The sequence below is a fragment of the Providencia alcalifaciens DSM 30120 genome, from assembly GCF_000173415.1.
Lineage (GTDB): Bacteria > Pseudomonadota > Gammaproteobacteria > Enterobacterales > Enterobacteriaceae > Providencia > Providencia alcalifaciens.
In genome coordinates this window covers 213,698-239,118 of the sequence record NZ_ABXW01000062.1, presented here as the reverse complement: position 1 = coordinate 239,118, position 25,421 = coordinate 213,698, and the positions used below count along the sequence as shown (strand labels likewise).

General features: G+C 42.6%; 20 protein-coding genes and 1 tRNA gene. 17 read left to right on the top strand and 4 right to left on the bottom strand.

What is annotated here, in order from left to right; translation table 11 throughout:
• Positions 1–210: 210 nt before the first annotated feature.
• From PROVALCAL_RS16265 to rsuA, 3 genes are all read right to left on the bottom strand, one after another.
• A complete protein-coding gene (locus PROVALCAL_RS16265) occupies positions 211–552 on the bottom strand; it encodes a YejG family protein (RefSeq protein ID WP_006660424.1) in 342 nt (113 codons plus the stop codon).
• A 723-nt stretch (positions 553–1,275) separates the two neighbouring features.
• Positions 1,276–2,460: a Bcr/CflA family multidrug efflux MFS transporter gene (locus PROVALCAL_RS16260; RefSeq protein WP_036961267.1), complete on the bottom strand. Its 1,185-nt coding sequence runs from the start codon at positions 2,458–2,460 to the stop codon at positions 1,276–1,278.
• Positions 2,461–2,481: 21 nt separating this feature from the next.
• Complete coding sequence (gene rsuA, locus PROVALCAL_RS16255; RefSeq protein WP_006660422.1) at positions 2,482–3,189, bottom strand: 16S rRNA pseudouridine(516) synthase RsuA; 708 nt, start codon at positions 3,187–3,189, stop codon at positions 2,482–2,484.
• 220 nt (positions 3,190–3,409) lie between these two features.
• On the opposite strand from rsuA, the gene radD reads away from it, so the two are divergent.
• Both radD and rplY read left to right on the top strand, forming a co-directional pair.
• Complete coding sequence (radD, locus tag PROVALCAL_RS16250; protein WP_006660421.1) at positions 3,410–5,182, top strand: DNA repair helicase RadD; 1,773 nt, start codon at positions 3,410–3,412, stop codon at positions 5,180–5,182.
• Between the two features lie 210 nt (positions 5,183–5,392).
• On the top strand, positions 5,393–5,674 hold the full coding sequence (gene rplY, locus PROVALCAL_RS16245; RefSeq protein WP_006660420.1) for a 50S ribosomal protein L25: 282 nt from the start codon (positions 5,393–5,395) through the stop codon (positions 5,672–5,674).
• A 124-nt stretch (positions 5,675–5,798) separates the two neighbouring features.
• On the opposite strand, the gene yejK is transcribed toward rplY, so the two are convergent.
• Entirely contained in the window at positions 5,799–6,800 is a 1,002-nt protein-coding gene (gene yejK, locus PROVALCAL_RS16240; RefSeq protein WP_006660419.1) for a nucleoid-associated protein YejK, read from the bottom strand.
• A gap of 238 nt (positions 6,801–7,038) precedes the next feature.
• On the opposite strand from yejK, the gene PROVALCAL_RS16235 reads away from it, so the two are divergent.
• The 15 genes from PROVALCAL_RS16235 (at position 7,039) to PROVALCAL_RS16165 (ending at position 25,408) form a co-directional block, all read left to right on the top strand.
• Entirely contained in the window at positions 7,039–7,266 is a 228-nt protein-coding gene (locus PROVALCAL_RS16235; protein WP_006661415.1) for a YejL family protein, read from the top strand.
• A 21-nt stretch (positions 7,267–7,287) separates the two neighbouring features.
• Positions 7,288–9,003, top strand: a complete 1,716-nt coding sequence (gene yejM / locus PROVALCAL_RS16230) for an LPS biosynthesis-modulating metalloenzyme YejM (RefSeq protein ID WP_036966059.1) — start codon at positions 7,288–7,290, stop codon at positions 9,001–9,003.
• A gap of 108 nt (positions 9,004–9,111) precedes the next feature.
• A tRNA-Pro gene (locus PROVALCAL_RS16225) sits at positions 9,112–9,188 on the top strand.
• 180 nt (positions 9,189–9,368) lie between these two features.
• On the top strand, positions 9,369–9,848 hold the full coding sequence (locus tag PROVALCAL_RS16220; RefSeq protein ID WP_226890311.1) for a YcxB family protein: 480 nt from the start codon (positions 9,369–9,371) through the stop codon (positions 9,846–9,848).
• A gap of 540 nt (positions 9,849–10,388) precedes the next feature.
• On the top strand, positions 10,389–10,886 hold the full coding sequence (tssB, locus tag PROVALCAL_RS16215; RefSeq protein WP_006660414.1) for a type VI secretion system contractile sheath small subunit: 498 nt from the start codon (positions 10,389–10,391) through the stop codon (positions 10,884–10,886).
• A gap of 19 nt (positions 10,887–10,905) precedes the next feature.
• On the top strand, positions 10,906–12,450 hold the full coding sequence (tssC, locus tag PROVALCAL_RS16210; RefSeq protein WP_006660413.1) for a type VI secretion system contractile sheath large subunit: 1,545 nt from the start codon (positions 10,906–10,908) through the stop codon (positions 12,448–12,450).
• A 22-nt stretch (positions 12,451–12,472) separates the two neighbouring features.
• Entirely contained in the window at positions 12,473–13,810 is a 1,338-nt protein-coding gene (tssK, locus tag PROVALCAL_RS16205; RefSeq protein ID WP_006660412.1) for a type VI secretion system baseplate subunit TssK, read from the top strand.
• Positions 13,807–14,463 (top strand): type VI secretion system protein TssL, short form, encoded by a 657-nt coding sequence (tssL, locus tag PROVALCAL_RS16200; RefSeq protein WP_006660411.1) that lies wholly within the window; start codon positions 13,807–13,809, stop codon positions 14,461–14,463. Before tssK ends, tssL begins: the two co-directional genes overlap by 4 nt.
• Before the next feature lie 2 nt (positions 14,464–14,465).
• Positions 14,466–16,214: an OmpA family protein gene (locus PROVALCAL_RS16195; RefSeq protein ID WP_006660410.1), complete on the top strand. Its 1,749-nt coding sequence runs from the start codon at positions 14,466–14,468 to the stop codon at positions 16,212–16,214.
• Between the two features lie 2 nt (positions 16,215–16,216).
• Positions 16,217–16,708 (top strand): Hcp family type VI secretion system effector, encoded by a 492-nt coding sequence (locus PROVALCAL_RS16190; RefSeq protein WP_006660409.1) that lies wholly within the window; start codon positions 16,217–16,219, stop codon positions 16,706–16,708.
• Between the two features lie 213 nt (positions 16,709–16,921).
• On the top strand, positions 16,922–19,585 hold the full coding sequence (gene tssH / locus PROVALCAL_RS16185) for a type VI secretion system ATPase TssH (protein WP_006660408.1): 2,664 nt from the start codon (positions 16,922–16,924) through the stop codon (positions 19,583–19,585).
• Complete coding sequence (locus tag PROVALCAL_RS16180; protein WP_006660407.1) at positions 19,582–22,104, top strand: type VI secretion system Vgr family protein; 2,523 nt, start codon at positions 19,582–19,584, stop codon at positions 22,102–22,104. Before tssH ends, PROVALCAL_RS16180 begins: the two co-directional genes overlap by 4 nt.
• 41 nt (positions 22,105–22,145) lie before the next feature.
• A complete protein-coding gene (locus tag PROVALCAL_RS16175; protein ID WP_006660406.1) occupies positions 22,146–23,864 on the top strand; it encodes a lipase family alpha/beta hydrolase in 1,719 nt (572 codons plus the stop codon).
• Entirely contained in the window at positions 23,845–24,960 is a 1,116-nt protein-coding gene (locus PROVALCAL_RS16170; RefSeq protein ID WP_006660405.1) for a T6SS immunity protein Tli4 family protein, read from the top strand. The genes PROVALCAL_RS16175 and PROVALCAL_RS16170 overlap by 20 nt, the downstream gene beginning before the upstream one ends.
• A gap of 190 nt (positions 24,961–25,150) precedes the next feature.
• A complete protein-coding gene (locus tag PROVALCAL_RS16165; protein WP_006660404.1) occupies positions 25,151–25,408 on the top strand; it encodes a PAAR domain-containing protein in 258 nt (85 codons plus the stop codon).
• The last annotated feature ends 13 nt before the right edge of the window (positions 25,409–25,421 follow it).

Sequence of the window (25,421 nt, the reverse complement as noted above, 5' to 3'; positions counted from 1 at the left end):
CAGGCTCTAAACTGGTAAGTCTTTTTTTTTATTGGTCACAAATAATATGCCGACCTTAAAATGATATGACTGTTTATTGAATGTTTGTTTGCTGCACGTTCGTCAAAAGAGTCGAGACGTTACCTAACTCAATAACACTCACTCTCTTTATTTCAAACTTTACGTTTTACCACAAACTTCAAAGACCATCGCGGCTATGCATTAATGGTACTACGCACAATAAAAGCCAGATGCCATTTCTGCTATCGCAACACCGGATGCCTTCAAACGACACATTGCCGTTAATTCATCACTTGCTCGAATAAATAAACACATCTCTTTTTGCCATTCCAAAATAGCATTGTCGATTTGCATTTCTGATAGCGACTCGGACAGCTGCTTCATTGCAATACAATCTGTTGCACAGTCATGGCTGAGTAATTTTAGCCCCACCAGCTTATCGCTATTCAGATCATTCATAGGGACTACCTCAACATCGGTACCTACTTTTCCTGATAACCAGCGGTAGCTTTGCGGTAGCCTGTGCACCACCGAAAGACCTAATTTTTCCACAAAAATTTCCTATTAAAACATGTCATCATTTTGCCAAGTAAACCGACTAGCGAGTTTGCTGTTCAATTTACATTTCACGCCATGAATATCGATTCTTTTAGATACTGAAACTCCCCAAGAGACACCGTCCCCTTCCTTGTATCTCTCTCTACATTAGAGAGTGAATAGAGCTACATATGCCTTAAAGAAATCCTCGTTCAAACCGAACTTTTAACGCATTAAAAAAGTAACGTGATTGTTAAAAGTAAGAACTTAAATATAACATTAAAAAAGTAGCATGTCGTTAAATTTTTGTGACACACATCATTGCATACGAATTTTTTTGACAAAAAAGTTAATTTTTAAACAAATTTTGAGACAGACACTCAAAATAAAGCGCAATAAACCCATTTATTTTTTACTTCATTGTTTAAATAAATTAACAATTACCGTTTTTTTAAGCTCACATTCGCTAATAAAGAATAAATAACAGGATCATTTCAGCCAATTCACAAAACAGAAATTTAACAAACATTCCACTTAAGATAATTGATATGGATCATTTTTTGATAAGAACCTTAGTTTCACTCAGAAACAAATCGGTTTTAACGAACTTTATTACAGGTTAGTCTATAGGTATTATGAATGATATATTCGAGGTATAAATTAGAATGGTATAAATAAAGGAGAGGAACTAATTAGCTAAACAGTTTCATCCTTGAAACTGATATAAAATATGTGATGTTATTTTGCTCTTTTCGCTAATAATACAAATAACATTGAAAGCGCAACACATCCCACCATCGACCCCACCATCGGCCATGCATTTTTTGCAGGGATCATCGACAATACGGTTCCGACCAATGCCCCAATAGAGAAACGAATAGTCCCAGCTAAAGAGGAAACAGTTCCAGCAATATGTGGATAGTTATCTAGGATAACCGCCATGGAATTTGATGTGATCATCGCAATCCCACTGACATAAATCGCAACCCCGATGACTAGCGTCCAGAAATCCATATTCAAGGCTGTCGTCGTTAATAACCAAATTCCCATCACGAACTGAACAATGATCCCAAAATACAACATCCGCTCGGCACCGAACTGCCTCACAAACTTGCCATTAATCGTCGTCATAATAAATAAGAAGACAATATTAATGCCAAAATAATAACCAAAATGTTGTGGCGATACACCGTTAAGGTCAATATAAACAAATGAGCCCGCATTTAAGAAAGAGAACATACCGGAAAACGAAAATGAACTGGCCAAAATATAGAACAACACTTGACGCGCTCTAAACAGCGTCGCAAATTGGCGCAATGTAGTGCCAATATGAAATTTTTGGCGTTTCTCAACAGGCAACGTTTCGCGAATAAATAAGCTGACCAGCACCACGGCAATCACCGCAGCGAGAGCAATACTCCAAAAGATGGCATGCCATGAGAACCAACGCATCATTTCGCCGCCCATGATAGGAGCCATCAAAGGCGCAATCGTCATGACTAACACGACGAAAGACATGCTTCTGGAAAACTCGTCTTTCGTAAACATATCTCGCATTAACGCATTGATCACCACACTGGCAGCCGCAGCAGCAAATCCATGTAGGAAGCGCAGCCAAATAAAAGTATCGATAGATTCCGCAACCGCACAAGCCGCGGAGGCTAATGCGAAGACAATCACCCCCCCCAAAATGACAGGTTTGCGCCCTAAACTATCCGCCATTGGACCATAAAATAATTGACCAATTGCAAAACCAAAAATGTAGCTGTTTAGGGTCATTTGAATGCGCCCTTCATCTACATTGAAGTACCCTGTCATTGCAGGGAAACTCGGTAAATACATATCAATCGCTAATGGCATTAGCATTGATAGCAAACCTAAAATTAAAATCAGCCCCAGATAGGATGAACGCTGTTGTTGCACTTATTTACTCCTGTTATGACATCATTTTCGGGGGACAGTGATACTCTTAATCTCTGCTTCAGTCAGTGGACGGTATTCCCCAGGTTCTAACTGTTCATCTAAGTGGATCTCCCCCACTCTCTCACGGTGCAAACCACACACATGATTCCCAACAGCCGCAAACATGCGTTTAACTTGGTGATAACGCCCTTCACTGATGGTCAACAACACTTCTCGCGGAGAAATAATCTCCAATTGCGCGGGTTTTGTTGGTGATTTTTCACCGTTTAACATGACACCTTGCTCAAATTGAATTGTGACATCATCAGCAATATCTTCACTGAGTTGAACACGATACGTTTTTTCACAATGGTGTTTAGGTGATGTGATTCGATGAGACCATTGACCATCATCAGTTAAGAGAACTAACCCAGTCGTATCAATATCTAAACGACCCGCTGCATGTAAATTTTGTGCTATAGGTTCATCAATAAAATAGAGGATTGTCGGATGCGTTGGATCATCAGTAGAACAGACATAACCTTCCGGTTTATTAAGCATAAAATAGCGCGGTCCCGTAACTTGCACTAATACATTACCGTCATAGGCGACTTCATTATCGAGACCAACTTGCATTGAACCTGATTTCACTACTTCGTCGTCAACCGTGACATTACCGGCACGCAGCTCACGCGCCACCAAACTCCGGCTTATCCCTAGTTGCTGGGACAAAAATTTATCCAGTCGCATAGATTCTCTTAACTTGATGGAATGTCAGCGAGAGGTACAATAGATCACGCTGTCATGGGTAGAAAGATGGATTGCTGTGATTACTATCACATAATTTATTATATCAATAACCCCTTGTAAGTGATAGCGCGGCAAAGGTAACTCTTAAATTTAGACCTAGCCACGGAATTAACTTAAATTTAACATTAATAATCTGACTTTTTAGAAAAAACTAACCCATATGCCTGCTGCCTCACCAACATTTACACTGCGTCCTTATCAACAAGAAGCCGTTGACGCTACCATTGCGCACTTTCGTCGCCACACTGAACCGGCAGTCATTGTATTGCCTACAGGAGCGGGAAAAAGCTTAGTTATCGCAGAACTCGCAAGATTGGCAAGAGGACGCGTACTCGTTTTAGCGCACGTAAAAGAGTTAGTCGAACAAAATCATGCTAAGTATCTGACTTATGGATTAGAGGCGGACATTTTTGCAGCCGGATTAAATCGTAAAGAGTCGCACAGTAAAGTCGTTTTTGGGAGTGTTCAGTCAGTCGCACGTAACCTGAATCACTTTGATGACAAATTTTCGCTTGTGATTATCGATGAGTGTCATCGCATCAGCCTAAACGAAAAAAGTCAGTATCATCAAATTATCCAAAATTTACAGAAGCATAACGCGGCATTACGCATTCTTGGTTTAACTGCCACCCCTTACCGCCTAGGGCATGGCTGGATTTACCAATATCACTACCACGGAATGGTGAAAGGTGATGAACACTGTTTCTTCCGAGACTGTATCTATGAACTCCCCTTGCATTACATGATTAAACACCAGTTTCTGGTTCCTCCTGAACGGCTAGACATGCCTGTTTTACAGTATGACTTTAGCCAAATTTCAGTCAATCAATCGGGGATTTTTAGCGAACAAGAACTGAATTTATCACTGAAAAAACAGCAGCGAATTACGCCTAAAATCGTTAATCAGATCATTGAATACGCATCGCCACTCCAAGGATGCATGATATTTGCTGCCACGGTAGAACATGCCAAAGAAATTTTGAGTTATTTACCTAAAAACACGGCTGCATTAGTCACCGCAGAAACGCCATCTTCTGAGCGACAAGCGATTATTCAACAATTTAAAAGCAAACAATTACATTATCTTGTCAACGTTTCCGTACTCACTACTGGCTTCGATGCCCCCCATGTTGATCTGATTGCAATCTTACGCCCAACAGAGTCCGTCAGTTTATATCAACAAATCGTTGGACGAGGTTTGCGTTTGAGCGAGGGGAAAAAACAGTGCCTAATTTTAGATTATGCGGGTAACCCCCATGACCTTTTCCGTCCAGAAGTCGGCAGCAGCAAACCCAATTCCACCAGCGTTCCTGTCCAAGTCTTCTGTCCGCTATGTCAATTTGCAAATATTTTTTGGGGAAAATGCACCTCTGATGGGCAAATCATCGAGCATTATGGACGTCGTTGCCAAGGCTGGGAAGAAAATGAACAAGGGCATAAACAGCAATGTGAATTCAGATTTCGATTTAAACAGTGCCCCCACTGCGGAGCGGAAAATGACATTGCAGCACGACGATGCCATAAATGCCAAGAAGTGCTTACTGATCCTGATGATATGCTCAAGGCAGCCCTACGCCTTAAAGACGCATTAATTTTACGCTGTGGAGGAATGGAACTCACTTCAGGAGCCGATCAAAAAGGCGAGTGGATAAAAATAGCCTATTATGATGAAGATGGCACATCGGTATCTGAACGTTTTCGCTTGACCACGGCAGCCCAAAAACGCGCTTTTGAATTTCGATTTTTACGAGAACACTACCGAGCACCCGGAGTTCCTTTTCATTGGAAGAATGCCAATGACATCATTTCGCAGAAAATGTTATTACGTTACCCGCAATTTATTGTCGCTCGTAAAAAAGAAAGTTATTGGGAAATCAGAGAGAAAATCTTTGATTATCAGGGACGCTTTCGTCTTGCTGCCCCTTTAGCTTAATATAAAAATAAATGGTTATTGGCGGATAAACCATGCCCAATCAGAAAGATAATGATCTTAATGATTGCCCACCCACCGTTTTTTCGTTAAAATGCTGCCCGCCTTTATATGTCTCGCGATAGCGAAATGATGTTACGAGGCCAAATCTCGAACCTGCTGCTGGGTCGCCTGTAGCAGGATTTTTATTTTTTCTTTTATAGAGAAATTGTAATGTTAACTATTAATGCAATTGAACGTAAAGAGCAGGGTAAGGGTGCGAGCCGCCGCCTGCGCAGAGCTAACCAACTGCCAGCTATCGTTTACGGTGGCAACCAAGAAGCTATCTCTGTAACTCTGAACCACGATGAAATCATTAACCAAGAAAGCAAAGCAGAATTTTACGAAGTTCTGACTCTGGTTATCGATGGTAAAGAAACTAAAGTAAAAGTTCAGGCTGTTCAACGTCACCCATTTAAGCCAAAAGTGACGCACATTGACTTCCTGCGCGCTTAATTAAGCCCATAGCCGAGCTTTAAAGTTTTTTCGGGACGCCGAGTAAATAACGCCGCAATTGCGGCGTTATTTATATCTAACGTAAAATTTCTAACACACGATTTTTACTGAAATTTAGCGTTCACTATTTATTGCCACGACGTTGCAACTGGTCACGTAAATTTGGTGGAGTACCACGGATAGTTAATGTGTCCGTCACCGGATCCCAAAAAATACGCTCCCCCATTAACATCGCATCGAAACTAATGGTGATTCCACCACCACTTCCTGAAAATTTCGTTAATTGTTTCAACGTCCCGCGATCTGCTGGGAAGCTCTCTTCCAGTTGGTAATCATTTTGGCGCGTAAAATCTTCAAAACTTTGCTCCTCTACCATCGGTAGCTCTTTTGAAAGCGCTTTTAGTTCAATTTCCTCGCCTGATTGTAATTGCTCACTACAATAGCTATGAACTTGCTGACGATAAGCCTGACGTGTGTTTTTATCCATTTGTGCATTATCGCAAAAATCGTCTAATGCTTGGACCAACCCTTTATTTTGCACTTTCGCATTCAGACCTTCAGACGCTGCTAAAAAGTCCATAAAGAAATCAGAAACTTTGCGCCCTACTCGCCCTTTCAGGAAAGTTAGGTAACGTTTAGATTCCGGATTAGTTTCCCACTCAGTCAAATCAATACGCGCCACGATATCTGCATGAGGAATATCTAAGTAATGTGTCGTTCCTAAGTCGAGAGATTCCGTAACAAACATGCTATCGCAACTATTCAGGACCGCAATGAGAAGATATTCCACCGCCAAATAGCGATATTGGCACAAAAGGACAATCCCCCCTTCTGCAAAAGGATACTTTGCAAGCTCATCCTTCAAGCGAACGGTCATCGCACGGCTAAAACCTAAAAACTCTTCTTCACCTTTACGGAGTAATGTCAATGCTTCGGCAAGCTCACTTTCTTCATTAAACTCACCGAATGCCTTACTTTTCGCACTGTATACACGATGTAATTCTGCCATCATGTCTTGCACAACATTGTCTGTCGCTAATAACGAATCACGTAACATGACTTCTAAGGTCTGTTCATCTCGTTTAATCAACTGGTGTAACGCTATCTGGGTAATTTCCAGACTCATTGTTGGCTCCTTTCACTAGCAGAAATAATGTCGCGTATTCAAACACTGTTAGTATTTGTCTGCAACTGAAACTATCGTTTGCCATTTTTTTGTGTCTTTTATGGCGAACTATTATCCACTTCGGCGATCTAAATAAACATTATTATCAATTAAACGAAAATTTGTTTAAAGAAAGAAGAAAAGTCACCCACAATGGGCTATCATATGGAGCTTTCATTAATTTAGGATGTCACAATTTATGCCACAATCATCTCGCTATAGTGATGAAAAAGTTGAAGGTTTACTGTCTGACCTTGTTAGTGTGTTAGAAAAAAACCATACTCCAGTTGATTTATCATTAATGGTACTCGGTAATATGGTTACCAATCTGCTCAATACGTCTGTCCCTCCGGCACAACGTAAAATGATTGCAGAATCCTTTGCCAATGCATTACTTTCTTCTGTAAAAGAAGATAAATCACACTAATTTGGTTGATAAATAAACAGCATGGTCACCCATCAGCGCTACCGTGATAAAGTCTCCAACATGATTGGTTGGGGGCACTGGTTTGCACTTTTTAATATACTACTTTGCCTTTTGCTAAGTAGCAGCTATCTGTTTATTTTTGACTGGCCAGATACCCTAGCTGGTCGCGTTTATGCGTTTGTCAGCTGGTTAGGTCATTTCAGCTTTGTGGTCTTTGCCACCTACTTGCTAATCATCTTTCCGCTGACCTTTATTGTCATGTCTCAGCGATTGCTGAGGGTCATTTGCGTTGCACTCGCGACTGCGGGTCTCACCTTATTACTCTTTGATATACGTGTTTTTAGCCAATTCGGTCTGCACCTTACGCCACAAGTATGGGATTTAGTCATAAACCCTGCGAAGGGAGAAATGACGCGTGAATGGCAATTGATGTTTATCAGTATTCCCATCATATTCCTTGTTGAAATGCTATTTGCAACATGGAGTTGGCAAAAATTACGTAGCCTAAGCCGCCAAACCTTTGGTCGACCACTGGCAGCGGTATTCATTGCGGCTTTCGTGATGACACACCTAATGTATGCATGGGCAGACGCGAACTTTTATCGCCCAATCACCATGCAACGTTACAATTATCCTTTATCTCAGCCACTAACCGCTCGTAAGTTGTTGGATAAATATGGTTTGCTTGATCTCACGGCGCACCAAAATCGGGTGTTCCAGCAAGGTAGCCCAACCGCACTGAAACTCCAATATCCATTAAAACCCCTCAGTTACCAAGACCAAGGTACCGGTTATAATTTACTCTTATTGGTTGTCGATGATTTAGGTGATGTTTCTCAGCAAAGCCAAATGAGTTCGTTGAAAGAATTCAAAGACATCAGCACGCAGTTTACCAATCACTATACATCTGGGTTGCGTAATGATACCGCCCTATTTGGGTTGTTCTACGGGATCTCATCCAGTTACATTGATAATATTCTTAATGGGCGCCACCCTTCTGTGCTGGTCGAAGCGTTGCAGCATCAAGGTTACCAATTTGGTCTGTTCTCAACTGATGGATTTAGTTCACCACTTTTCCGCCAAGCTATTTTGTCTGATTATTCATTGCCGACAAAAGCAGCAGACAGTGATAAGCAGACCATAGAGCAATGGCATTTATGGCTGGATAATGTGAAGCACGGTTCTCCTTGGTTCTCCTTCTTGAATATCAAAGGAAGCCCAGGCAGTCGCCAAACAGACAACCAAATTAACCAAGTGATTGAAACGCTGAAGAGCCAAAATAAGCTTAACAATACCATTGTCGTTATCACGGCTAACTACAATAGTCAGGGTGCTCAAGATACTGATTGGATCAATAAAAAACACTTTAACCGCGATAACATGCAGGTGCCGTTATTTATCTACTGGCCAAATACGCCAGCACAACAAATTGATAAACTAACCAGTCATCAAGACGTGATGACCACCATCATGCAACGTGTACTGCATGTCAATAATCAGCCTGATGATTACAGCCAAGGTGAAGACTTATTTAGTGCTCAACGAACCTACCCATGGATTATCACTGGCGATAAAAGCGATGTGGTGATTACCACCAACAATGCAACCATGTATATGGATCATAACGGACAATTTAATATCTATGATCTTCAAGGTCGTGAACAAACAGATGACAAGCCAGATCTTGCTGAACTGCTAAAAATATTTACTGAACTTAAACGCTTCAATGAAAATTAGTGTTTAAATTTCAATCAGTCATCAAGTGTGCCTCTTGATTTCATCTCTGTTTTAGGTAGTATATTTTTGGCATTTTTCCTTACAGTAACAGGAATGCATCAAATATATCGGCACGTAGCGCAGCTTGGTAGCGCACGGTCATGGGGTGTCCGGGGTCGGAGGTTCAAATCCTCTCGTGCCGACCAAATCCTCACAGAAACCAACCTATTACGGTTGGTTTTTTGTTCTATCAACCTCATGTTATTTAACCATTCTCTGATAGCCAAATTGTGTTTTTAACGAAATAATAACTGCCACTCTTTCATCTTTTGTTGAGATACATCATGCCTCTCTCTGTCACCATTGAACTCACTCGTCAAGAATTTATGGCTTATAGCCGCTATTGCTACAAAAATAATTACTTCTTCCCTGCAAGCCGCAACCTAATCACCTACATTCTGCTTTATCTGGTTTTTTTTATCCTCATGGCAGGTGCATTCACTCTACTTCAACAGTGGAATATTAACTTTAACCCCGAGCAGTTTGCTGTCTCTCTCCTAATGGCTATATTGCTTTACGCGATCTTTGCAGTCCGTCTTTTTAAGAAATTGAGCAACGCAACTCCTGACACAGATAGTGCAACTTTCTGTGAGAAAACATTTATGGCTGATGAAAATGGATTACACATAAAAAGCGTTTATGGGGTAGTGCACTTTAATTGGAATTCGATGCGATTTATCAAACAAAATGGTGATGCTCATTATCTATTTATTGATAGAACCAGCGCCTTAATTTTCCCTAAACGCGCTTTTGATTCAAAAGAAAATTATCTGAATTTTATACAATACCTAGAACTGAAAATATAATTTTTAAATTTTTACGAAATAAATTTCAAGAAACAATATTAATTTAGGATAATTATCCATTATGCTTAAATTAAACTCTGAGCGTATTTATATTCAATACACACTTTTTTACACTTTATTTTTAGCTTTAATTAACAGTTTATATTAAAAAATAGAAATAACTCCATAAGTAGCATTTCATCTATATTGCCCACCCACACCACTCTCTATATGTGTAGAAATATTAATATATTCTATTTTTCTTAATAATCATCCTTGTTTTCACCTACCAAATATTCATATCCCCCTATCACCCACAACGGTGGAAATATTTAATATCGTTGATTTTGAATGTTTTTTTATTATTTCAATAGAAAAAAACAAGTAAAAACACCTACCCAAAAATGCAGAAACAAAAAACATCCATTAGAATCCTTGATCTATTACCAATAAGGTATATAAAATAGCGATCTGATTTAAGCCAAATTATCAAAAAACAATATTTTTCATTTACCAATAATTCGAATTTAAAGCGAGTAATACCACTAAAGGACCCCTAAAATGTCAGATAGCTTCCAAAATGAAGTGCCTAAGGCACGGGTTAATATCAAATTAGACTTGCACACGGGTGGTGCACAAAAAAAAGTGGAGTTGCCACTTAAGTTACTAGCCGTTGGTGATTACAGTAATGGACAAGACAACCGCGCATTATCTGAACGTGAAAAAGTGAATATCAATAAAAATAACTTTGATAGCGTCCTCAGTGAATTCACACCGACAATCAACTTAACCGTAAAAAATACCCTTGCTGGCGATGGAAGCGAAGAAAGTGTCAATCTCTCTTTCAAAAATATGAAGGATTTTGAACCTGAGCAAGTCGCCCGCCAAATCCCACAACTGCGCGCAATGTTAGCGATGCGTAATCTGCTGCGCGACCTGAAATCTAATCTCCTCGATAACGCAACGTTCCGCCGTGAATTGGAAAACATCCTTAAGGATCCAGAACTCAGTGATGAACTTCGCGAAGAGCTAGCTCAACTGGCACCGAAGAAAGATTAATTTGGATTACTAAAGGATTATGCTGATGTCTGTAAAAACTGAATCAACCCAAGGTGCAACCACTGTACTTGACGACACCTCTAATCACGGTGTTTATGCTTCATTATTTGAAAAAATCAATTTAACGCCAGTCGCATCAATCAGTGATATTAATGCGTTTCAAGATAACGCTGCGCTAGCGGATGCAACAGCTGACGAGCGTGTCACCGTCGCTGTTCAAGTCTTTTTAGACCGCTTAAAATCATCCGGTCAAAAAGTCGAGCGCTTAGACCGCAACCTGCTTGATCATCATATTGCTGAACTTGATAAGCAAATCAGCCAACAACTTGACGAAGTGATGCACCATCAAGACTTCCAAAAAGTCGAATCCACTTGGCGTGGTTTAAAATTCCTCGTTGATCGCACCGATTTTCGTCAAAACGTCAAAATTGAATTACTTGATATCGCCAAAGATGATTTGCGACAAGATTTCGAAGATAGTCCTGAAATCATCCAAAGTGGTCTTTACCACCATACCTACATTGCGGAATATGACACCCCAGGCGGTGAACCTATTGCAGCGATGATCTCTAACTATGAATTTGATCGTAGCCCACAAGATATCGCCTTATTACGCAGTATCTCTAAAGTCTCTGCATCAGCTCATATGCCATTTATTGGCTCCGTGGGACCTAAATTCTTCGGCAAAGAAACCATGGAAGAAGTCGCGGCAATCAAAGATATTGGTAACTATTTTGACCGCGCTGAGTACATTAAGTGGAAATCCTTCCGTGACTCTGATGATGCGCGTTATATTGGTTTAACCATGCCTCGTGTGCTTGGTCGTCTGCCATACGGTCCAGATACAATTCCTGTTCGTAGCTTCAATTACGTTGAAGAAGTGAAAGGTCCAGATCACGAAAAATACCTGTGGACGAATGCCACATTTGCCTTTGCTGCAAACATGGTAAAAAGCTTTATCAACAATGGCTGGTGTGTCCAAATTCGCGGACCTCAAGCAGGTGGTGCCGTCAAGGATTTACCAATCCATTTATTCGATTTAGGGACTGGCAGTCAGGTGAAAATCCCATCTGAAGTCATGATCCCAGAAACACGTGAATTTGAATTCGCGAATCTTGGTTTTATCCCACTGTCTTACTACAAAAACCGCGATTATTCCTGTTTCTTCTCCGCTAACTCAGCACAAAAGCCTGCGTTATATGACACAGCAGATGCAACGGCTAACAGCCGTATCAACGCCCGTTTACCTTACATTTTCTTGCTGTCTCGCATCGCCCATTACTTGAAACTGATTCAACGCGAAAACATTGGTACCACCAAAGACAGACGCTTACTTGAATTAGAACTCAACAACTGGGTTCGTGGCTTAGTGACTGAAATGACCGATCCAGGTGATGATTTACAAGCCTCTCACCCACTTCGCGATGCAAAAGTGGTTGTTGAAGATATCGAAGATAACCCTGGCTTCTTCCGTGTGAAACTGTATGCCGTTCCACACTTCCAAGTCGAAGGTATGGATGTGGATTTATCGTTAGTTTCACAAATGCCTAAAGCCAAAGCCTAACGGTTAGTAAAGGTCATTCAGGATGAAAATCTACCGTCCCCTATGGACAGACGGGGCCTTTTTGGCCCCCCAACAATTTCAACAACAAGCCCGTTGGGATAGTCATGTTGCTGAAGTCGTTGCTCAAATGGGCATTGCCTCAACGTGGGGTGTGATTAGCACTGAGTTTGATGCCAGTGCTTTAACTCTCTCTCGAGTCAGCGCACAAAAAATGATTGTGCGCTTTCACGACGGCACACTTATTGACACGACGCTGGCTGATACGCTTCCTCCGGTGCTATCCCTTAATGACTACGCAGATCGCCAGTCATTAGATATCGTTTTAGCACTACCTCTCATGTTAGCCAACGGCGGCAACTTGGTTCCTGAAACGGGAACCGATCGTCCACGTCGATTTAGCCAAGAGTGGGTCAAAGTGCAAGACTTACTCGGGCATGAGCAAACGGATATTGCGGTATTACGCCATGCTGCAACGCTACGTTTTGCCCACGATGAGAACGAAGCATTTATGACATGCCCGGTTGCGCGACTGATCCGCAATGCGCAAGGTGCATGGGAATTCGATAGCCGTTTTATTCCCCCTTTGCTCGCCTGTCAAGGAAGTCTGGAATTACGCTCTTTACTATCTGAATTCATGCATCGTTTAGTCGCTAAACGCCGTCGACTAATGGCTCTGCGCCGCGAAAGTAATGAAAAAATGGCCGATTTTGTGGTTGCTGATGTTTCATTATTTTGGCTATTAAACTCACTTAATAGCGCGGAGCCTGTATTAAACGAGCTCAGTCAAGCATTGCATCGTCATCCTGAATTACTCTATCGGGAACTTGCTCGTTTAGCTGGGAGCTTATTAACCTTCTCTTTAGAAAGTAAACTGGAAGATATTCCGCTCTACAAACATGAGCTCCCTGAGCAGGTTTTCCCACCACTCTTTGCTTTACTAAATACGCTGCTTGAAGCCAGCTTACCTTCACGTGTTATCAGTATTGAATTAGCCAAAGAGGGTCCTTTCTGGAAAGGTCAGCTTCATGATGGTCGTTTACGTGAAGAAGCGGATTTCTATCTCTCCGTTCGCTCATCTTTGCCAGCACACTTGCTGATTGCTCAATTTCCTCTTCTATGTAAAGCGGGCAGTAGTGATGATGTTGCCGATGTGGTCAATGTGGCACTCAATGGTATTCCATTGAAACCGCTCAGCCATGTTCCAACCGCAGTCCCACTTCGCTTAGAAAATCAATATTTTGCGCTAGATATTGAAACACCTGCGGGTCAAGCCATGCTCTCTTCAGGGCAATGTGCCTTTTACGTCCCGAGTACATTAGGTGATATTCAATTAGAGCTGTTTGCGGTACTTCGCTCATGAACAATACAACGTCACACCACACGATTGACATGATTTTTGCTCAAACTTGGCTGATGGTTTGTCAACTTCATCAAGGTACAGCCATCACCCATGGTGAGAGTTTTTACCGCCGCGTTTGCCAGTTGATCGATGAAACACGCCAAAAACTCCTTGAGCATGGCTATCCAGAACCCGCCATTGAACACATGCAATATGCCCAATGTGCGTTAATTGATGAAAGCGTCATGAATCGCCAGCATCAAGATGATGGATATAACACATGGATACAGTCACCTCTGCAAGCCCGCTACTTCAATACATTAGAAGCGGGAGATAAACTTTGGGATCGCCTACGCAGTATTTTAAATGAAACCGCTCCGAATCCTGATGTTTTACTCTGTTTCCACCGCGTTCTCACTCTCGGGTTTGTCGGAAAGTTTCGCCAGAAAGACGCGCCTGAACGTGAACGCATTGTGGCTCAGCTCAATGTTCAACTTCCTGATTATCTGATCTCGTCAGACTTACCTCTTGTCGTAAAACCTAAATTGCGTTTTAGCCGCCGTCGACTTTACTGGTTTGGTTGGATTGGTGGCGTTCTTCTATTGGCAGCAATGTGGTGGGGCTTCAGTGCATCATTAGAACACTTACTACAACAGTGGATGACTCAAGGATAGGCATGCAAAATCCAATCAAACAGTGTCTGACACTTTTTGCTACAGGTCTTTTTCTGTGGCTCCTCTGGGGATTTTGGTCTCTAGGGCAGACTGTCACTATCTTTGTATCGGTCTTAGTGTTGACGCTCACTGGTGGGATGCTATTTTGGCAATATAAACAGCGCCGACAAACGCTTTCCACTGAGCATGATTATACGGGCGCATTGCCTGCCGATAACTATCAAGGTCCTGTTATTCTGGTTTGTGGTCAATCCCACGCACTGTTTCTCAATGACCAATTACACCGAGAAACAAATCAAGGTTGGTATATTCGTGTATCCGCGCCCACGGATCTCGTTAAACTGATTGCCGCATTGGTGGAATATGCCCCTTCGCTATCTGGGCACTTATCCTTACTTTACGTTGTCTTGCCCGAGCAACTTACCCAGCAAGAAACCCTGACACAAGCACTACTCAATTGGCGTCGAGCTATTGGGGAAGGTCGTCAAAAAATCGGTGCTAAATTGCCATTTTGGGTAACGGTATACCTTTCTAAACCTTATCATGCTGATACTGCTATGCATGTTGATGATGAACATACCCCTTGGATGACGTTACTCAGCCACCAAACTGAATTTCAGGTAGAGCAAGAAGGCTCCATGTCAGCGCCCTATTCTGCTTGGCTGCCAGCACAGATTGGACAGTCAGAACAGAGCCTGCAATTTTCTCTGTGGCTAGATACCTTACAAAGCTGGCTAAACCAAGTTTTAGTGCCTCAATTCACAATGCCTCAAGCGGGAGCGCCAAAGCAAATCCCTTCAGCATGGGCCATTCAATGGATAGATATCACAAGCCAACCCAACAACTTATGGCAGCAATTTATCCAAGAAAAAACCACATTGCCATCACTCCCATCCATACAAACAGCCGACTTGCTGCCATTGCCGGATGTGATGTTACGTCGTTTACGTCATGATATTAGCTTAAGCCGTACCGAAAAACTCTTCGGCGCTATTGGTCTCATTTTTGGTGTATTCCTGATGGGCGCATTGGTCGGAAGCTACCACCATAATCAGCAACTAATTCGTCATATTGGCGAAGATGTCACCCGCTTCTTGCATCTCTCTGATACCCCGCTTACGCCAAAACTGACGGCATATCAGCAATTGCAAACTGATGCTTCTGAGCTGGCGCGCTGGGAACGAGAAGGCATTCCAACGTCTCATTCCTTAGCGTTATATCAGGGAAACAGAATTTTACCTTACTTGCACACGCTGCTCGGTAGCTGGGCACCACCGCAACCTGACGTCGCGCCTGAGATTCCTGCACTTACTCCCGCAGCTCCTCAGATGGTCACCCTAGACAGCTTATCGCTATTCGACGTAGGTCAATACACACTCAAAACGGGCGCGACCAAAGTATTAGTCGATGCCTTGCTCAACATTAAAGCCAAACCCGGCTGGTTAATTATGGTTTCTGGTTATACCGATAACACCGGAAATCCTGAATTAAATCAAACACTGTCTTTAAAACGCGCAGAGTCTGTCCGTGATTGGATGATCCAAACCAGTGATATCTCGCCAATCTGCTTTGCAGTGCAGGGATACGGGCAAAATAACCCCGTCGCCGACAACCGCACCGCTGACGGACGCACTCGAAATCGGCGCGTAGAAATTCGTTTGATACCTCAAGCTGAAGCTTGTCAGGTCTCAGACGTCAACACCGTACCATCGATGGATGGTGGTACACATTCCACACAAAAGGAGAAGTAGTTATGGCTATTCCAGTTTATTTATGGCTGAAAGATGATGGCGGTGCTGAAATTAAAGGTTCTGTCGACGTACAAGACCGTGAAGGCAGCATCGAAGTGGTTGCTCAAGACCATAACCTGTACATCCCAACGGATAACAATACCGGTAAATTAACAGGTACTCGTATCCATACGCCATTCATTTTCGTTAAAGAAATTGATGCTTCAAGCCCTTATCTTTACAAGGCAGTGACCACGGGTCAAACCTTGAAAGAAGCGGAATTCAAATGGTATCGCATTGATGACGCAGGACAAGAAGTCGAATATTTCAACACCAAACTTGAAAACGTCAAAGTCGTGAAAGTGGCTCCAAAAATGCACGACATCAAAGATCCAGGTAAAGAGAAGCACAACCATCTCGAAGAGATTGAGCTGCGCTATGAAAAAATCACTTGGACATATAAAGACGGCAACATTATCCATTCCGATTCTTGGAATGAGCGTGCTACCGCTTAATTAAGATAAGCAGGCGTTTCGGCGTCTGCTTTTTTTCTTGCGTCTCTTGCGCAATCTCACTCACACACAACACATTTTGCCATTAAACAAGCTATACGCGCTTTCAACTGCGCATTCCCATCGCGAATATCACCTTATGAACCTCGGTTAACGGTTAGGGGCGGTAGCGTGCCTAAACACATTGATATCCACCAGATTATCTAGGGAGAGAACATGGAAAATTCTTCAGTTATGTTATTGCGTCGCCTAAACCCTTTCTGTGCTAATGCACTAGAGGCAGCAGCTTCCTTGTGCCAAACACGCGCCCATGCTGAGGTCACCATCGAACATTGGTTACTCAAGCTACTTGAGCTAGGAGAGAGTGATATCACTGTGTTAGCGCGTCGCTATGAATGGGATATTTCTGCACTATGGCAAAGTCTGTTAACAGAAATCGACAACCTGCCCCGCTCTATTCATAGCCGCCCTTCGCTATCAAAATCACTCCTAAACTTAATTCAAAACGCATGGGTGATAGCCTCATTGGATGAAGATATCGAGCATATCCGCAGTGTGCATATTCTTGCCGCGATGGTGAAGCAGCCCTCTTTAGTTCCGAACGATGCCCTTTGGCCATTAATGACCTTAAGCCTCACGCAATTACAACGCTTAAGACCGATGCTTGATGCGCAATCCGATGAGCGCCCTGAAGTTCAGCAACTTGCGGTACATAATCAATCTTTACCGGCGGAAGCGCCGCTTGAGGCTCAATCCTCTAGCGAAACCCCTGCACCGAATGTCATCGGTAACACACTGAATGATGCCTTATTGACCGTGCTGAATAAATTTACGGTGGATGTGACCGAAAAAGCGCGCGAAGGTGCGATTGACCCCGTCTTTGGACGTGATGACGAAATCCGTCAAATGGTGGATATTCTGTCTCGTCGCCGTAAAAATAACCCCATTCTCGTGGGTGAACCGGGTGTCGGGAAAACGGCGTTAGTGGAAGGCTTAGCCCTGCGTATCGTTGAAGGTAACGTTCCTGTCAGTCTGCAAACCACATCATTAAGAACCTTAGATTTGGGGCTGCTACAAGCGGGGGCTGGCGTCAAAGGCGAATTTGAACAGCGCTTAAAAAACGTGATTGAAGCCGTACAACAATCTCCAACCCCTATTCTATTATTTATCGATGAAGCACATACCATCATCGGCGCAGGCAACCAAGCAGGTGGCGCGGATGCCGCTAACTTACTCAAACCCGCCCTTGCCCGTGGTGAATTACGCACGATTGCCGCAACCACTTGGTCTGAATATAAGCAATATTTCGAGCGTGATGCCGCCTTAGAGCGCCGCTTCCAAGTGGTCAAAGTGGATGAGCCGGACGATGAAAAAGCCTGCTTGATGCTACGTGGACTAAAACCGCGCTACGCAAAATATCATGGCGTTCACATTACCGATGATGCGGTCAAAGCCGCCGTCACCTTATCTCGCCGTTACTTAACCGGTCGTCAGCTCCCCGATAAAGCCGTGGATTTACTCGATACGGCCAGCGCCCGAATTCGCATGAGCCTCGATACGCTCCCTGAAGAACTGACTCGTTTAAAAGCCAAGCGCAATGCCTTAGAACTTGAACAGCAAGCGATTCTTGATGACTTGGCGATTGGCAACACCACCAACCAATCCCTGCTGAGCGAATTAGTCACTCAAGATGCGCAATTAGCCCTGCAAATGGCGGAACTGGAACAGCGTTTTGAGCAAGAAAAAAATCTTATCAGTGAGCTCTTAGAACAGCGCCGTCAATCCCAAGATGTCAGCAATATCCAATCACAGTTAGAACTCGTTCAGCAAAATGAGCCGCTGATCACCCCCGATGTGGATGTCAGAACCGTGGCTACTGTCATCGCCGACTGGACCGGTGTGCCATTATCCAGCCTATTAAAAGATGAACAAACCGAACTGCTGGAGTTAGAAGACTCGCTAGGTAAACGCGTAGTCGGTCAAGAAAGCCCATTACTGGGACTTGGACAACGGTTACGTGCTGCACGTACAGGTCTGGCGTCAGAAAACGGTCCTCAAGGGGTATTTTTATTAGTGGGGCCAAGCGGAATCGGTAAAACTGAAACCGCTCTCGCCTTGGCTGATGTCCTGTTTGGTGGCGAAAAATCCTTAATCACCATCAACATGTCCGAATATCAAGAAGCCCACACCGTCAGCCAATTAAAAGGCTCCCCTCCAGGTTATGTGGGGTATGGTCAAGGCGGGATTTTGACGGAAGCCGTTCGCAAGCGCCCATACAGCGTCGTGTTACTCGATGAAGTGGAAAAAGCCCACCGCGATGTGCTCAACCTGTTTTATCAAGTTTTCGACCGTGGATTTATGCGCGATGGCGAAGGTCGTGAGATTGATTTTCGCAATACCGTGATCTTAATGACGGCAAACTTGGGCAGTGACTTGCTTATGCAGCAACTCGAGGAGTTCCCTGAGTCTACCGACGGAGAGCTGCAAGAACTGCTGCGCCCAACATTGCGCGAACACTTCCAACCAGCCTTACTCGCACGTTTCCAAACCCTAATTTATCGCCCATTAGGTCCTGTCGCTCTGCGCCAAATTGTTGAAATGAAACTGGGTAGCGTCATTAAGCGTCTTTACACACACTACAAGCTTGAAGGCATTATAGAAGAAGCGCTGTATGACACTCTTGTGAGCGCCTGTTTATTACCCGACACTGGTGCCCGCAATATAGACAGCCTGCTGAACCAGCAGATTTTACCGGTACTGAGCCAGCAACTACTGATGCGCCAAGCTAACCACCAGCAAGCGCAAAGCCTGACGTTGGGGTATAGCGAAGAAGACGGGATCACCCTGAGTTTCAGTGATATTGAGGAGATAAATCTATGAGCCTACTCGATACAACCAAAAACCTCCTTCAAGGTCAAAACCGCTATCGCTTAGAAGTGCAAGGCTGCTCAGATTTACTGGATGTTGAACATTTTACGGGGCGTGAGGCAGCTAGCGATACCTATCGCTACCAAATTACGTTTACCTGTTCCACCCAGGATCTTTCTGCTCAACAATTATTGCGCCGTAATGCCAGCCTGACCTTTTGTGCGCCGATAAGTAACTTAATGGGGCTTGCCACTCATCCGAGCGTTGCCAAGCGCGTTCATGGCGTAGTGACGGATTTCCGTCGTCTCTCTGGCTCTGCGGATGAAGCTCGCTACCAGCTAGTTATCGAGCCTTTTTTTGCGCTACTCCGCCATCAAATTCGCAGCCACCGTTTCTTTATCAACCAATCCATCCCTGATGTGGTTGAACAAATTCTGCGTGAACATAATTTCAAAGGCTGGGAGTTCGAATTTCATCTCGACAAAGCGTACCCAAAGCGCGAACAAATCAACCAAATTAACGAAAGTGACCGCCAATTTATTGAGCGTTTACTCAGTGAAGTGGGTATTTTTTATCGCTTTGGTTTACAAGATGATACCCAAACCGAGGTACTCCACTTTACAGACAGCCAACGAGGCTATGTGTATGACAAAACGCTGCCACTCAATAGCCCGTCTGGGCTGAGCGATAACCATGTTGACAGTGTTTGGGGATTATCTTTACGTCATCAAGTGGTTGAAAGCACTGTTTTTGCCAAAGACTATAACCATCGACTGGCGGAAGATACGTTGATTTCCGCTGTCGCGGATATGACGCGCGGTGACGGCGAAAAAATTAACTACGGCGATGTTTATCACTATAAAGGTCGTCACCTAACCCGAGGGGACAAAATTCGCCCTGAGACTGAAACCGCTAACTTCTGGGCAAGACTCGATCACGAGCGCTTTTTAGCCCGTCAGACTTTGCTGCGCGGAGAAAGTAGCGCTGCGGATCTTACTCCTCTATTAGTATTAAGTATTCAAGATAACCCGCTCAGTTCGACGTTGCCCAGCGTATTCAAATCGCCAATTCTAATTACTCGCCTACGCTTTACCGCCAGCCGAGATAAAGCACTAACCGTCCGTTTTGACGCCGTGCCATACACGGAATCACTGTGCTGGCGCCCTGCTCTAAAACCACGCCCAGTCATTGCGGGAACATTAATGGCGCGCGTCACCAGCGCAAAAGACCACGATATTTATGCCCACCAAAATGAACACGGCTTTTATTGGGTCAAATTCGATGCGGATCGTGATGATAAAACCAAGGGCTATGAAAGTATGCCCGTGCGTTTGGCGAAACCTTACGCCGGCGATACTTATGGGATGCATTTCCCACTGATTCAAGGCACTGAAGTCGCTATCGCCTTCCATGAGGGCGATCCAGATCGCCCTTATATCGCCCACGCACTGCATGATTCCCGCCATCCCGACCACGTGACGGATAAAAATAACACCCGCAATGTGATCCGCACGCCTGCGAATAACAAACTGCGCATGGAGGATAAACGCGGGCAAGAGCATATTAAGCTCAGCACCGAGTATGGCGGAAAAACCCAATTAAACCTGGGGCATTTGGTCAACGCCGAACGCGAACAACGCGGTGACGGTTTTGAGCTACGTACTGACAGCTGGGGCGCGATTCGTGCAGGGAAAGGGTTGTTTATTACCACCGATAAGCAGGATAAAGCCGGTGGGGATGTGTTGGCGATGGAAGAAGCTGTTGCCCAGTTAAAACAAGCCCAGCAGTTAACCGAATCTCTCAAAGAAGCGGCTAATGTTGCAAAAGCTGAGCTGGCTGATTTACAAACTCAAAAAGATCTCCTCTCTGACACTCTTCACGAACTTAAACAATCTGCGTTGCTTGTTTCTTCTCCAGACGGTATCGCACATACCTCACCTAAAAGTATTCAACTTTCATCTGGTGAAAACATTATTGCAACCGCACAGAAAAGTACCGATTTTAGTATTGCAAAAAAATTCACGGTTGCGGCAGGTGAAATTATTAGCTTGTTCGCTCAAAAATTAGGCATAAAAATCTTTGCTAACCAAGGTAAAATTTCCATAGAAGCTCAGCACGACGAAATATCATTAGATGCATTAAAAGATTTAAGCATCAGTAGTCATGATGGCAAAGTCATCATCAAGGCTAAAAAGGAAATTATCTTAACCAGTGGCGGTGGTTATATTCGTATTGCCGACGGTACGGTGGAATGTGCCGCACCGGATAAGATTATTGAACGCGGGGCTGTGTGGCAAAAATTTGGCGGGCAGAGTATCAATGAAGCGATGCAATCATGGGAAAGCTCTGAATTTGCTGTTAAGCCTCAATTGGTACATTTAGACGATTTGGGCAGTCCTCATCTACCAAAACCTGTTGGTATTTATGCCGAAGGCACAAAGAGTGCCAGTGCGAGTGATGCCCAAGGAAATTTATCTGAACGTAAGGGCTTAGGGTTAGATCAGCTCGACATTAAACTTAACGATAAGTAGTGGCTATCTAACGGTCAGCGAATTCATTTTTAGGAGCTTTTATGACAGATAAATCAGACAAGTCCGCAATAACTAGTGAATGCCAGCATATTTCGTATTACTTACCACAATGGGATAAAAACGGGAAATGCCGTTGGGTTGATATTCAACTTCAACATAAATCACTCAATGCAGATGCGAAATGCATTGTTCCGCCAACAAAGGTAATACCTATTATTTTTATCCCTGGGGTCATGGGAACAAATCTTAAAAGTAGTGTTGGTGAAGATTCTTGGAAAGCGGAATCGATTAAAGGGGCTGATACTCTTTGGTTTGTCCCTAAAGACGGTCATGAACGTAGAAAAACTTTAAACCCAGACACTACTACTGTTGAAAACAGGAAAACAAGTATTAGCTCTCGAGTTCATTCTCTCTTCCCTGATAATGGAAATCTACTCCCTACTAGACAGGAGCGGCATTGGGGTGAAGCGTTATATTTAAGTTATGGAAAATTTTTAGAATTTTTTCAATATGCTTTGTTGGATGATTGGCAGACTGATGTTTATCGTATGTATTCTGACGCTAAACTAAAACAATTCAAACGTTCAGGTGTATTAGCTAACTTAGTTAACCGAAAATTAGGGGATACTCATGACTCTCCGCTAACCGATCCTGAGCTAACGCACTTTAAACGCTTCCTCTTTTCTGTTCATGTTTTTGGCTATAATTGGCTGAAGGATAATGCTATATCCGCTGAAGAACTGACTAAATATATTGATGATGTTTTAGATATCTACAAAAATAAGCATGGGTATGGTTTAGCAGTAGAAAAAGTCATTTTAGTCACGCATTCTATGGGGGGATTAGTCGCTCGTTACGCAATGAATCCCCCTGAAGGGGTTGAATTTAAAGGTTGTCAAGATAAGGTTTTAGGCGTTGTTCACGGGGTTATCCCTGATTTAGGGTCTCCAGCAGCATATCGCCGAATGAAAACCGGAGCAGGTAAAGAAGATATTCCAGGGCAAGTTTTAGGAGGAAACGCAGAAAAATTAATGCCTGTTTTAGCTAGAGCGCCAGCGCCATTACAATTACTGCCGTATCCGTCATACCCATCAAGATGGTTAAAAATTGATGGTGAGAGTGAATATCCTAAAGTAGACCCTTTTGACGAAATTTACTTACGTAATGATGTGTGGTGGAAACTGTATCAATCCGACATTATTGATTCTGATAATGCGAAGGTTAGAAAAAATTGGACTGAATATACGGAATTGATGAAAGGTGAAGTTAAAAAATTCATGTTACATCAAGAAAAAGGTTTTTATCATCCCAATACGTACGTATTTTATGGTGATGAAAAAGAATCCGATAATTATCTTTCATGGCGTCGTGTTTCATATAAACGAGAAATACAACTGAGTGAAGATGCATTGCGACGTTTACCGGCCGTTAAAAATGTTCGATTTGAAAAACAATCAGATGGTAAAATGTACGTTATTCCTACAGGAGCTGTTCCGCATTATTATTTCAAAATAGATGACGATAATGTTTATGAGTTAGTTTCGTCGTTAGGAAAAGGTGATAGTACTGTTCCCATTGAGTCACTCAATAAAATAAAAATACATGCATCAATTAAAAGTGTCTTAGCGACAAATGTTGATCATCAAAATGCTTATGAGTTAGATGATACAGCTTATTCTGAATTTAGTGATGCCATTAAATTTACATTAAGGTCGATTATTAAAATTGTACAAGAGGTTGATGCCCGTGCAGCTGACTAAATTACAAGCATGCTTCATGATAATTTTGGTTATACTAATAATTTCATTTTTATGGCTCATTCGTGAAGTTGCTCCAGCTCCGTTAAGTGACAAGGAAAAGATTGTGATAGAAACTCTGTTTGATAAAGCAAAACCTCAATGTATTGGTCGTTATGTTATTAATGTTCCTGCTTCATTTAATAACAAATTGCAGGATAAGATATTTATTGATGATTTTAAAATTGAGAGCAAATTTATTTACCCTCCTGCATTTCAGCAACGAATTGAGTTACGAGAAAAGGAGTTAATAGAAAGAACTACGAGTAAAGAAAACGCACCTGTATTGAAAGAAGTTATTCAGTTACCTGATGGAAAAGGCGTTATTTTTGATAGTAATAGGTCAGGTACAGATGACGCTTATAGAACATTAGAAGCTCATGTATATGATAATCACATTGCCTTTATTATCACAACAAATATCTTAGATTTATCAGCACCAAAATATGCCGATGAAAAAAAATCATATATTGAAGTATCAGGTTTTAGTGAAATAGAAACAAATACTCGGCCAACTAAACTTGCGGCTATGCAATCTTTGATCTCACGATTAAGTGGGCGGTTAGATCATGTCGTTCCCACAGAAAACGGGGTTTGCATTCCTAATGGTTTTATTTTAGATGATAATAGTAAACAACAAGAAGATATCTATTTTTTATATGAAAATAGTGATTTTAGTTTAGCCATAAACATGGATCATCATGAGACGCCTCAAGATGAAATATTATTAAATAAATCTTTTGAAATAAAAAAAGCGATGGCGTTAAATAATATGCACACGTTTAAAAAAGGTGAAATAAAACCCAATGGCGTTCCCGCTCAAGAATGGCTAATGTATGGGAGACAAAAAGTTTATAACAAAGAAAATAACGAAGAATCAGGCTTTCCTTATTATTCTTTTCTTTTGAAGGTAAATCAAGGTACATCCTCTTTCGCTAAACCATTTTTAAGTATAACTTTATTTAACAATGATAAAGAAACAACATACAGTGATGCCGAAATGGTCGAAATATGGGATCGAATTGTCGGTTCTCTCCGCTATAAGCCCAATGCGTTTTAATCTATACAAGAGGGATAATAAATATCTAAACAGTAAGCCACATTTCTGATACGAACCCGAAAGGGAACGATAAAATAACAGTAAAAAAATACTGAGTATTTTGGTGGTTCAGATAAAAATGGTCTTCCATTATCAATGACTGAACTTTCGCATAAAGATAATAACGTTATTTCCAAAAAATAGGTTCACAATGAAAGGATTTGTCTGTCTTGGTGACAAAAATACCCATGGAGGCCATGTGCTCTCGGCTTCATCCACAATGTACATTGATAGTAAACACGTTGCACTCGTTGGGGATCTTGTTTCCTGTCCCAAACACGGAAATAACACCATTATAGAAGGAGCTGATTCCGCTTTTGATAATGGTATTGCCATTGTAGTGGATCAGTGCCTATGTGCATGTGGATGTAGAGTGATCAGCTCGGAGCCCACAAACCATACAAAATAAGCAGATAAGGATA